Genomic DNA, 12,078 nt, shown 5'->3' on the forward strand with positions numbered 1-12,078 from the left:
CCACGACCATGATGAGGACGATCATGACCACGACGAAGATGACCACGATCATGATCACGACGATGACCAAGATGAAGAATCAAACGACTTTATTGGTTTAGCTGGTCACTACCACACTGGTGATACAGCAAGCTTGCAGGCCAATACTGAATCAGACCAAGATGTTACTTGGTTTGTCGAACAAGATGGTCAAGTGATCGAAGAAGAAACCCTGGCTCACGATGAGGCCTTTGAGCATACACTAGAAGATTCAGTAGAAGTATACTATCAAGTAGATGGGGAAGAATCGGACCGGGTTGAACTCCATGTGGATGATCACGAAGACTTGGACCCCCACATTTGGTTAGACCCAGTTTATGCTCAAGACCAGGTCAATGCTATCCGGGATGCTTTCATTGAAGCTGACCCTGAAGGGAAAGAAGTCTACACCCAAAATGCAGCGGACTTTAACAAACAGTTGGAAGAACTCCACCAAGAATACAGCCAGACCTTTGAAAATGCTGAAAATCGAAACTTTGTTGTCCAGCACGAGGCCTTTGGTTACCTAGCCAACCGTTACGACTTAAACCAGGTTTCGATTGGTGGATTGTCAACTGAAGTGGAACCTTCTCCAGCTCGTATTGCTGAAGTTGGGGACTTGGTGGAGGAATACCAAGTGCCGGTGATCTACTATCAAGAAGGAGCTGACTCTTCAGCTGCCCAAACTGTCGCCGATGAAACAGGAACAGATATTGCCGAGCTTTACGACTTGGAAATCTTATCGGATGAAATGCAAGCGGAAAACTTGTCCTACATTGATGTTATGGAACGAAACTTGGAACAGTTGAAGTTGAGTATCCAGTAAGTTTTTCTGGATTGTTAAATGGTGGCCTTTCAGCTAGAATAATAGGGCGGATTTATAGATATAAAATAGGAAGGACGGATGCTATGGAATATATCAGGGTTGACCAGCTTGCTTTTCGCTACGGAGATGAACCTGTTTTGCAAAATATTTCATTTACTGTCAATAGCGGTGAGTTTGTTATTTTGACAGGAGAAAACGGGGCAGCCAAAACCACCCTCTTGAGAAATATCCTAGGCTTACTCAGTCCTTCAGAAGGCCAAGTTCAATTAGCTGACCGTAACCGCTGGGGTGAAAAGCTGGTGGTGGGCTACGTCCCCCAAACTGTCGCTTCCTTTAACGCGGGTTTTCCCAGTACCGTTTTGGAACTCGTTCGGTCGGGCCGCTATCCGAGAGGGCGATGGTTTAAACCCTTGACCAAAGAAGACCATGACCACGTTGAAAAATCTCTCAAGTCTGTAGGCATGTGGGACCAGCGCCATAAAAAAATAGGTGCCTTATCCGGGGGACAAAAGCAGCGGATTTCCTTAGCACGAGTTTTTGCCACAGACCCTGATCTATTTGTTTTGGACGAGCCGACTGTTGGTATGGACACTGACTCCCGCAAACAGTTCCACCAATTGTTGAAACACAATACCGAAGTCCATGGCAAGGCTATCATCATGGTGACCCATGACTATGAAGACTTGAAAAATTATGCCGACAAGCATATTGAACTAGTGCGGAAGGAGGATTCACCTTGGAGATGTTTCTCTATGGATTCATGCAAAGAGCCTTCCAAGCTTCAATCCTGATTTCCTTGATTGCCCCCGTCCTAGGCTTGTTTCTGATTCTCCGCCGGCAATCCTTGCTGGCTGACACCCTATCCCATGTCTCCCTTGTCGGTATTGCCTTAGGATTTCTGATCGGCCAAAATCCAACCTTGATGAACATGATTGTGGTGGTTTTAGCAGCCATGCTTTTGGAATACTTAAGGTCTCTCTACCGGTCTTATTCGGAAGTCTCGATTGCCATTTTAATGTCTGGTGGCATGGCCCTGGCCCTGGTCATGATGACCCTAACCAATAATTCGGACATGATGTCCATCGACACCTTCTTGTTTGGGTCTATTGTCACCGTCAGCCAGTCCCAAGTCTATTTGCTTTTAGCTATTACCTTGGCAGTCTTAATCCTTTATTTAATCTTCCGTAAGCCCATGTACATCCTTACCTTTGATGAAGAAACAGCCTATACTCTAGGCTTGCCAGTCAAATTAATGTCCATTTTGTTCAATGTCTTAACAGGGATCACCATAGCGGTTATCATGCCGATTATGGGGGCCTTGCTGGTTTCGGCGGTTTTAATTCTACCGGCCGCTATCTCTATGCGACTGTCCAAAAGCTTCAAAGGAGTTATTTTTATCGGCATCCTCCTAGGCTTGGTTGCGACAACAGGGGGCTTGATCTTCTCCTACCTATACGGGACGCCTCCAGGAGCCACCATTACCCTGATTTTGATCTTGGTCTTTGCCTTGGTTTCTTTAATCAAGTCTAAAGACTAGGTGCTATTTCCAAGCTAACTATAATTTTTTTAAAGCACACCTAGCCTCTATTTCAAGGGGTTAGGTGTGCTTTTGTAGCCCTGCTTTTGCTATAATAGACCATAATGCTCATTAATATTTAGTGTTAGGATTGATTTTATGGAAAAAGTTCTCGTTGCTAACCGAGGTGAAATTGCTATTCGAATCTTTCGCGCCCTGAGTGAACTGGGGCTTGCGACAGTTGCTATCTATGCCCAAGAAGATGAGGGAAGTGTTCACCGCTTTAAAGCAGACGAAGCTTACCTTATTGGTGAGGACAAAAAACCCATTGATGCTTACTTAGATATTGAAGGAATTATTCAAGTGGCCAAAGATTGTGGGGCGGACGGTATCCATCCGGGTTATGGTTTTCTATCCGAAAATTTGGAATTTGCCAAGCGTTGCCAGGAGGAAGGCATTACCTTTATTGGTCCAAGAGTCGAACACCTGGACATGTTTGGTGACAAACTGAAGGCCAAGGCAGTAGCTCAAGAAGCTGGCATTCCCACTATTCCTGGCTCTGACGGTCCAGTTGAAGATAGTCAATTGGCGGTCGATTTTGCTAACCAAGCTGGCTACCCGATTATCATGAAGGCTGCCTTGGGTGGTGGCGGTCGGGGCATGCGGGTTGCCCACAATGAAGCCGAAATCAGAGAAGAGTTTGGTAGAGCCCAGTCAGAAGCTCGTGCTGCTTTTGGCCGGGGTGATGTCTATGTCGAACGTTACTTAGAAAACCCTAAACACATTGAAGTCCAAATTTTAGGTGATCAAAACGGCAATGTCGTTCATTTATTTGAACGGGACTGTTCCATCCAACGGCGCCACCAGAAGGTCGTTGAAATTGCTCCTTCAGTGACCTTGTCTGACCAGGTCCGCCAGCGTATTTGTGATGCAGCTGTTCAGTTAGCTCAACATGTAGGATACTTAAATGCAGGAACGGTTGAGTTTTTGGTTGAAGGGGAAGAATTCTTTTTTATCGAAGTCAACCCCAGAGTCCAAGTGGAACACACCATTACGGAAATGGTTACAGATATCGATATTGTCCAAAGCCAGGTCTTAATTGCTAGTGGCTTAGACCTCCACCAGGATATAGATATCCCCCAACAAGAAGAGATTAAAACGAACGGCTATTCCATCCAGTGCCGAATTACGACAGAAGACCCCTTGAATAACTTCTATCCAGATACAGGGAAGGTCAATACTTACCGGTCACCGGGTGGTTTTGGGGTAAGGCTGGATGCCGGCAATGGTTTCACCGGGACGGTCGTGACCCCTTTCTTCGACTCCCTTTTGGTTAAGGCCATTGTCCATGCCCGCAGCTTTACCAAGGCCAGCCAAAAAATGGAGCGGGTTTTGCGGGAGTTCCGTATCCGTGGTGTCAAGACGAACATTCCATTCCTAGCCAATGTTGTCCGCCACCCCCGTTTCCAAACAGGGGACTTCTCAACCAACTTTATTGATACTACGCCGGAATTATTTGAGTTTCCCAAAGAGAGGAACCGGGGGAACAAGGCCCTCCGCTTTATCTCAGACGTGACGGTTAACGCCTATCCTGGTGTGGGGAATGTGGAAAAACCCCGCCTTCTCAAGCCCAAAACCCCAAGCAAGTTGGAAGTTGTAGACCAAGCTAGTCCAAGCTACAAGCAAGTCTTAGACCAAGAAGGCCCTGAAGCTGTAGCAGACAGGGTCAAGGCTGAAGACAACTTGCTTTTGACCGATACCACCTTCCGGGATGCTCACCAGAGTCTTCTTGCTACCCGCATGCGGTCTTACGATATGTTTAACATAGCCCAAGAGACTGAACAAGCCCTGCCACAAATTTTCTCCCACGAGATGTGGGGTGGGGCCACCTTTGATGTAGCCTACCGGTTTTTGTCTGAAAGCCCGTGGAAGCGACTCAAAAAAATGCGGCAACTCATGCCTAACACCCTCTTCCAAATGCTCTTTAGGGGGTCCAATGGGGTAGGCTACTCTGCCATGCCAGACAATGTATTGGAGGAATTTATTGGCCTAGCTGCTAAAAATGGGATCGATATTTTCCGTGTATTTGACAGCTTGAACTGGGTCCCACAAATGGAAAAAAGTATCCAATACGTTAGGGACAACAACAAGATTGCTGAAGCTGCTATCTGCTATACTGGCGACCTCAACCATGAGGGGGAAAGTAAGTATACCTTAGATTACTACAAAAAATTGGCCATGGAACTGGAAAAGCTGGGGGCTCACATCATTGCTATTAAGGATATGGCCGGCCTGCTCAAACCCTTTGCTGCCTATCGCTTGGTCTCTACCCTCAAAGAGGCAGTGGACCTGCCTATCCACCTCCACATGCATGACACCAGTGGCAATGGGATCTACAGTTATGCAGCAGCTACCCGGGCTGGTGTGGATATTGTCGATGTGGCTGAAAATGCCTTTTCGGGCAACACTAGTCAACCAAGCATTGGCTCCCTTTACTATGCCTTGGAGAACACCCCAAGAGCCCCTGAGTTAAACATCAATAACTTGGAAAAAATCAACAAATATTGGCAGGATGTCAGAACCCAGTACCAGGCCTTTGAGGAAGCAGTCTCGGCTTCTGCGACTGAAGTTTACAAGCACCAGATGCCTGGTGGCCAATACACTAACTTAAAACAACAGGCTAAAAGTATTGGCCTAGAAGACCGTTGGGAGGAAATCAAGGACATGTACGCCCGGGTCAACCAAATGTTTGGTGATATTGTCAAGGTCACCCCATCTTCTAAAGTTGTGGGGGACATGGCCTTATTTATGGTCCAAAACGATTTGTCCGAAGAGGAGATTTATGAAAAAGGCTCTAGCTTCAGCTTCCCGCAATCAGTTATCGACTTTTTCCAAGGGCAGTTGGGCCAACCGGTGGGCGGTTTTCCAAAAAAACTCCAGTCCATCATCTTGGGAGATAAAGAGCCGATTGAAGGCAGACCCGGTGATTACTTGGACCCGGTGGACTTTGAAGCGGTCAAAGCAGAGTTAGAAGACCTTATCGGCTATGAGCCAAGTCCAGAAGAAGTCCTTTCCTATGTAATGTACCCCCAAGTCTTTCTGGACTACCGCAAGCTCTACGAAGAGTTTGGGGATGTCACCAAGATTGACTCCCTCACCTTCTTTTATGGTATGCGGGAAGGCGAGCGGGTTGAGATTACCATTGAAAAAGGAAAAACCTTGATCATTAAATTGAACTCCATCTCTGATCCTGACCCTGAGGGCAACCGAACCCTTTACTTTGAACTCAACGGCCAAGAGCGGGCGATTGATATCAAAGACCAAAGTATTACCAGCACCAAGGCGGTCCGTAAAAAAGCAGAGCCTTCCAATAAACATCATTTGGCAGCGACCATGCCGGGATCCGTACTGGAAATCCTGGTTAAACCAGGAGACTCTGTTGAAAAAGGCCAGGCTATCGTCATTACCGAGGCCATGAAGATGGAAACCACTGTCCGGGCCCACCAAAGTGGCCAGGTCAAAAATGTCTATGTGACTGAAGGAGACCCGATTGAAGTCAATGACCTCCTAGTGGAATTGGATGATGCCCAGTAAGACTAGACATAAAATATACCTATTAGCTTTAATAAGATTAAATATTCCACCCTTTTACCAGGATAAAGGCTTGGTTAAGGGTGGATTTTTAGTCAAGTTAGGTTGAGATCCACAAGTTTCCCTATACTTTTTTTAAAAATCATGTACAATAAATATTGTGACAAAACCGAACGATATTAAATGATGAAAGGAGGAATATACGTGAAAATCAAACGAAGTGAACGTTTAGTCGACTTGACCTACTACCTCATCACCCACCCCTTTGAAATTGTTTCCTTAACTTATTTTTCTGACCGTTTTCAAGCTGCTAAGTCTAGTGTTAGTGAAGATTTGGCTATTATTAAGAAAAGGTTTGAAAGTCAGAAAATTGGGAAGCTAGAGACCATACCAGGGGCTTCAGGTGGGGCACGTTTTATCCCCCGCCTAGCCAAGGAAGACCAGGAGGTAATGGTTCAAGACTTGATTGATGAAATCAACCACACTGAGCGACTTTTGCCGGGTGGTTTCATCTATTTGTCAGATATCTTAGGCAACCCTAAGTGGCTCCAGGTCATCGGAAAAGTTATTGCCAACCAGTATTTGGATCAAGACATCGATACAGTCATGACTGTAGCAACTAGCGGAATCGCCGTAGCCCAGAGCGTGGCAAGTTACTTGAATGTCCCTTTTAAAATTGTGACCCGGGACCCCAAGGTAACAGAAGGGTCAACTGTGAGTGTTAACTATGTTTCAGGCGCAAGTGGTCAAAGGGTCGAAAAAATGGAGTTGTCAAGAAGAAGTTTGGAAGAAGGGACCAATGTTTTGGTGGTTGATGACTTTATCCGAAGTGGGGGGACCATTGAAGGGATGCGGTCCTTGCTGGCTGAGTTTAAAGCTAACTTAATTGGGTCAGCAGTAGTTGTTGAGAATTTAGTGGGCAAAAGTGACAAACCCAAAGACTACCAAACCTTAATCAGCGTGGCCCAGATAGACGAAGACCAAAAGACCATCGAATTTGCCCTCGGTTCCCTCTTTGATTCCTAGTTATTGGGCTTTATAGCTTACCGTAATCTTTGCTATTTTATGTTGTAAGCACTATGTACACGCTTTACATGTATGGTATGATGGATAAGGAAATACAGGTGGATAGGAGCTAATTGAACACATGAATCGATATGCAATTGTCTTGGCTGCTGGCCAAGGAACTAGGATGATATCCAAGTTATACAAGGTCATGCACCCCGTTATGGGCAAGCCCATGGTAGCTTATGCTGTGGATGCAGCCCTTGAAGCTGGTGTTGACCAAGTCGTCACCGTAACTGGTGTCGGCGCTGACCTAGTTCAAGACTACCTGGGCAATAAAAGCCAGTATGTTCTCCAGGAAGAACAGCTAGGGACAGCCCATGCGGTGATGCAGGCCAAAGAAATGTTGGTGGATAAGGAAGGAATCTCGATTATCCTCAGTGGGGATGCTCCCTTGATTAGTCCTGAAACGATTGAGTCCTTGCTAGACTACCATGAGGCCCACCAGCTAAAAGGGTCTATCCTGACTGCCCATGAAGCAGACCCTTATGGTTACGGGAGGGTTATCCGTAACCAAGACGGGACAGTGGCCAAGATCGTTGAGGAAAAAGATGCCAGCCCAGAGGAAAAACAAGTTCAGGAAATCAATACCGGGACCTATTGCTTTGACAACCAAGCCCTCTTTCAAGCTTTGGACCATGTCTCAAATGATAATGCCCAAGGAGAATATTACTTGCCTGACGTCATTGAGATTTTAAAAAACCAAGGCGACTTGGTAGGCGCCTACCAAATGGATGATAATACGGATGCTTTAGGGGTGAACGACCGAGTGGCTCTGTCACGGGCCAATACTCTGATGCGTCGCCGGATTAACCAGGCCCATATGAAAAATGGGGTCAGCTTGATCGACCCCGAATCAACCTATATTGACGTTAACGTCACCATTGGTCAAGATACAGTCATCGAACCTGGTGTTTACTTAAAAGGGGAGACAGAAATTGGCCAGGATGCCCACATTGGAGCTCATTCGATTATTGAAGATTCTCAATTGGGAGATGGGGTAGTCGTCAAGCAGTCGACCATTGAAGAAGCCATTATCGGCCCCAATTCCGATATTGGTCCTAACAGCCATCTACGACCTGGAGCTATCTTGCAAGAATCGGTCCATGTGGGGAATTATGTTGAAATCAAGAAATCCTTAGTTAAATCAAAAGCCAAGCTAGGCCACCATGCTTATGTGGGAGATGCAGAAGTCGGCCAGGGAGTTAATGTTTCCTGTGGTGTGATCTTTGCCAATTATGACGGCAAGGACAAACACCGGTCAGTGATCGGGGACTATGCCTTTATTGGAAGCAATGTTACGATTGTTTCTCCGGTGACAGTTGAAGCAGGGGCCTTCCTGGCAGCTGGTTCTACCATTACAGAGGATGTCAAGCAAGATAGCCTGGCTATTGCCCGGTCCAGACAAGTCAACAAAGATGGTTACACAAAAAATAAAGATCAAGGATGAAAAAGGAGTATATTATGACAAAAAGTCAAGCCAATGCGAGTATCAAGCTTTATGCCCTGAGTTCCAACCGGCCTTTAGCTGAAAAAATTGCTGAAGATGTTATAGTCGAATTAGGTGATATTACCGTGTCGAAATTCTCTGATGGTGAAACCAGAATCAGCCCCAACGAAAGTAGCCGGGGGTCCAATGTCTACATCATCCAATCCACTTCTGCTCCTACCAACGACAACCTGATGGAATTGTTGATTACCATTGATGCCATGAGACGGGCTTCTGCTAAAACTATTAACGTCGTCATCCCTTACTATGGATATGCTAGACAGGACCGGAAGGCATCTTCTCGTGAGCCAATTACTGCTAAACTTGTGGCTAATATGATTTCAACAGCTGGTGCTGACCGGGTAGTCACTATCGACCTCCACGCCTCCCAACTCCAAGGCTTCTTTGACATCCCCGTTGACCACTTGGTGGGGGCGCCTCTCCTAGCTGATTGGTTTTTAGACCGAGATTTGAGCGGTGATGACGTGGTTGTTGTTTCACCAGACCATGGCGGCGTGACCAGGGCCCGCAAGTTGGCTGAATTCTTGAATTGTTCTATTGCTATTGTGGACAAAAGACGGCCTAAACCAAATGTATCCGAAGTTATGAACTTGGTCGGGGAAGTATCCGGTAAGAAATGTATTTTAATTGACGACATGGTTGACACGGCAGGAACAATATCATCGGCGGCCAAGGCCTTGGTTGACCGCGGTGCAACAGACGTTTATGCTACTGCCACCCACCCGATTCTTTCAGGACCAGCTATTGAACGGATTGAAGACTCGCCGATTCAAAAAATGGTGGTCACCGACTCGATCTATTTACCTGAAGAGAAAAAATCTGACAAGTTAGAAATCGTCTCTGTCGGAGAACTAGTAGGCCATGCCATTAAGCGAATCCATGAAAACCGCCCTGTCTCCCCTCTCTTTGAGAAACAATTTAAACATATGCGCTAAACCAGGCCATAAAAGAAAAGCAAATTGAGCCTGTCTTGCCTTATGTGGGCTAGAAGTTTGCAAAGGCCTTTCATGCTTGAGCCTGGTTACGGATGAGGAGGTTGAAGTCGTGTTAGGAAAAATCAAGCTCCATTTGCAGCAGATGAAAGTTTTGGATATTCTCATCATCGCCATCCTCTTTGCCAGCTCTTTTATTCCTCATGGCATTTACGCCTACCAACTCCAGCAATTAGATGACCAGGCCGTTAAAGTTGTGGCCAGAGTGACCATCGATGGCCAAGAAGTCTATTCGACGGAATTATCGGAGGAGACCCCCCATGAAGAATTTACCCTCTACCCAGGGGAGGGCCAGTATAACGTTATTGAGGTTGATGGTGACCGGATTCGGAACAAGGAAGACAATAGCCCCAACCAAATTGGGGTGAAAAGGGGATGGATCAGCAAGCCGGGCGAATCTGCCATTGTCTTGCCCCACCGACTAGTGGTAGATGTCCATGCCGTTAACGATGACGGTCAGGAAGTTAGTCCGGGCAACTTAGAAGACCAGGAGGACGAATCTGGTATCCAAGACCAAGAAGATGTGATCATTCCTAATTAAGTTTCCATGTAAAATTAATCCGTTTTAGAGAGCTTTTATATGTTAATTATATTTTATTTATGTTAAAATAATTTATATCGACTAATATTAGGGGGGATATAGAAATGACCTTAAAAAAATTGATCGGTTTATTGGCCGTTTCTTCTCTAACTTTGGCAGCTTGCCAAGACCAAGCTGAAGACCCTGCTGAAACTGAAGAAGCGACTGAAGAGCCAGCAGAAGACCAAGAAGAGACCGAAGAAGGCCAAGATGACGAAGCCACTGAAGAAGATTCAGAGGAAGAGGCAGCTGATGGTGAAGGTGACGAAGCTGACAGCCAAGACACCTTTGACAAGGCAGCTGAAAGAACTGACGGGGAAGCAGTTGTCCCGGTTGGTCTTGAAGTTTTAGGCGAATGGACCAATGATGGCTATGTTGTAACCAGTTCTGGCCCTCAAGCTGAAATTAACCTCAATATTTTGCCAGATGAAGGAGTCGAACAATTCTACGTCTACATTACTGACGAAGATGGAACTATCCTTGACAAGGCAGAGAATGAGGTTGAATATACTTACTCTGTTGATGGCGTTGAGGACGAAATCGTCTTATACGCTGGGACTTCCGAAGAAGATCTCGGTGAGGTAGATGATACGGTAGACCCTGAACAGGACTTTGTCCGTAATGAACGGATTATCATCCAACCAGGTGAAGAAGTTCCGGAAGAAGAAGAGGAAGCTTAAGAGCCAGAAGGAGGGGGATCCCCTCCTTTTTAACTACATATACAGAGGTTAAGTGGCTAGACCGCAATTCTTACCTCTATTGTCCCGGCTTTTTGCTTCTGGTACAATAGGGCCTGAGCTAGAATACTTCCTTTCCGGTTGAGGAGGAGAGTCCCTAGATGAAGTGGTTGGAAAAAATCTACTTTTACTTACATGGTCGCTACGGCAAAATAGATGGCTTTTCTAAATTTTTAGTCCTCCTAGCCATCCTGCTTTTAGCCTTGAGTAATCTTTTATCGACTAGGCTAGCCTTTTACTTGGGCTTGGCCCTACTAGCCTATGCTTTGCTCAGACCCTTGTCCAAGGAGACAGCTAACCGGAGGAAAGAAGAGGCTATCTACCAAGATGTCAAGGGTCAAGTTAAATCCTTTGGGAGAAAGCTTCACGCTTTCTTCAATTCAGGTAAAAAGAGAGCCCAAAGCAGTCAAACTGAGCCCGCTAGGCCTAATGACAAAACTATTGTCATTTGCCCCAAATGCCAGCAAAAATTGCGGGTAGATGAAGGGAAAAAGCTCCGGATAACTTGCCCTAAATGTGGGACAGTGTTTACCAGCCATAGCTAGAAGGAATGAAATTTGAAAACTACTGGGCAGGAGCCCAGCTTTTTTGCTTATCGGATTTTTAGACTACTAGGAAGGTATGGAGACAGGATGAAGTTAATTTTTGGACTGGGCAACCCAGGCGACAAGTACCGGTCAACCAAGCATAATATCGGCTTTATCACCCTTGATGAGATCGCCTTTCAAATGGGGTTAGCCTTTAACAAGAGTCAGTTTCAATCGGTTTATGCTGAAGGTCGGATGGGGAGCGAAAAAGTCTTCCTGATCAAACCCCAAACCTTTATGAACCTCTCTGGCCAATCTGTCAGACCTTGGCTGGACTACTACGATTTAGATGAAGGGTCGGACATGGTCGTTGTCCATGATGATTTAGACTTGGCTGTTGGCCGGGTCAGGCTGAGAGACCAGGGAGGGCATGGGGGCCACAATGGCTTAAGGAGTATTATCAAGGAGACCGGTAGTAAAAAATTCAACCGGATAAAAATTGGCATCGGCCGACCCAAGGGCAAGATGTCAGTGGTCTCCCATGTCTTAAGCAAATTCCCCCAAGAAGACCACCAGGCTATGATGGAGGCGGTAACCCACTCTTACAAGGCCCTCCAAGCCTGGGGGGAAGGCATGCCCTTTCAAGAAGTGATGAGCAAGTTTAACTAATAGAGACCTGTGATGCACCCTTGCTTTTGCGGTGCATCCTATTTCTG

11 protein-coding genes are annotated in these 12,078 nt (G+C 46.1%); all 11 read left to right on the forward strand.

Going from position 1 to position 12,078, the window contains the following annotated elements; genetic code table 11:
• Nucleotides 1-844, forward strand: an 844-nt coding sequence (locus HMPREF9698_RS08585; RefSeq protein ID WP_003779147.1) for a metal ABC transporter solute-binding protein, Zn/Mn family, incomplete at its 5' end; no start/stop codon positions are given.
• An 83-nt stretch (nucleotides 845-927) separates the two neighbouring features.
• Entirely contained in the window at nucleotides 928-1,635 is a 708-nt protein-coding gene (locus tag HMPREF9698_RS08030; protein WP_003779149.1) for a metal ABC transporter ATP-binding protein, read from the forward strand.
• Nucleotides 1,581-2,381, forward strand: coding sequence for a metal ABC transporter permease (locus tag HMPREF9698_RS08035; protein ID WP_003779151.1), 801 nt, complete (start codon nucleotides 1,581-1,583; stop codon nucleotides 2,379-2,381). The genes HMPREF9698_RS08030 and HMPREF9698_RS08035 overlap by 55 nt, the downstream gene beginning before the upstream one ends.
• Nucleotides 2,382-2,519: 138 nt before the next feature.
• Nucleotides 2,520-5,954, forward strand: coding sequence for a pyruvate carboxylase (locus HMPREF9698_RS08040; protein WP_003779153.1), 3,435 nt, complete (start codon nucleotides 2,520-2,522; stop codon nucleotides 5,952-5,954).
• A 201-nt stretch (nucleotides 5,955-6,155) separates the two neighbouring features.
• Nucleotides 6,156-6,977 carry a pur operon repressor gene (gene purR / locus HMPREF9698_RS08045; protein ID WP_003779155.1) on the forward strand — a complete coding sequence of 274 codons (822 nt, stop codon included), beginning with the start codon at nucleotides 6,156-6,158 and terminating at the stop codon, nucleotides 6,975-6,977.
• 121 nt (nucleotides 6,978-7,098) lie between these two features.
• Complete coding sequence (gene glmU, locus HMPREF9698_RS08050; protein WP_003779157.1) at nucleotides 7,099-8,466, forward strand: bifunctional UDP-N-acetylglucosamine diphosphorylase/glucosamine-1-phosphate N-acetyltransferase GlmU; 1,368 nt, start codon at nucleotides 7,099-7,101, stop codon at nucleotides 8,464-8,466.
• 14 nt (nucleotides 8,467-8,480) lie between these two features.
• Nucleotides 8,481-9,461, forward strand: coding sequence for a ribose-phosphate diphosphokinase (locus HMPREF9698_RS08055; protein ID WP_003779158.1), 981 nt, complete (start codon nucleotides 8,481-8,483; stop codon nucleotides 9,459-9,461).
• 109 nt (nucleotides 9,462-9,570) lie between these two features.
• The gene (locus HMPREF9698_RS08060) at nucleotides 9,571-10,059 is read left to right on the forward strand and encodes a NusG domain II-containing protein (protein WP_003779160.1); all 489 of its coding nucleotides are present in this window, start codon (nucleotides 9,571-9,573) and stop codon (nucleotides 10,057-10,059) included.
• Nucleotides 10,060-10,163: 104 nt separating this feature from the next.
• Nucleotides 10,164-10,778, forward strand: coding sequence for a hypothetical protein (locus HMPREF9698_RS08590; RefSeq protein WP_003779162.1), 615 nt, complete (start codon nucleotides 10,164-10,166; stop codon nucleotides 10,776-10,778).
• A 158-nt stretch (nucleotides 10,779-10,936) separates the two neighbouring features.
• A complete protein-coding gene (locus tag HMPREF9698_RS08070; protein ID WP_003779164.1) occupies nucleotides 10,937-11,380 on the forward strand; it encodes a zinc ribbon domain-containing protein in 444 nt (147 codons plus the stop codon).
• An 87-nt stretch (nucleotides 11,381-11,467) separates the two neighbouring features.
• The gene (gene pth, locus HMPREF9698_RS08075; protein ID WP_003779165.1) at nucleotides 11,468-12,031 is read left to right on the forward strand and encodes an aminoacyl-tRNA hydrolase; all 564 of its coding nucleotides are present in this window, start codon (nucleotides 11,468-11,470) and stop codon (nucleotides 12,029-12,031) included.
• The last annotated feature ends 47 nt before the right edge of the window (nucleotides 12,032-12,078 follow it).

This window comes from Alloiococcus otitis ATCC 51267, from assembly GCF_000315445.1.
Taxonomy (GTDB): Bacteria; Bacillota; Bacilli; order Lactobacillales; family Carnobacteriaceae_A; genus Alloiococcus; species Alloiococcus otitis.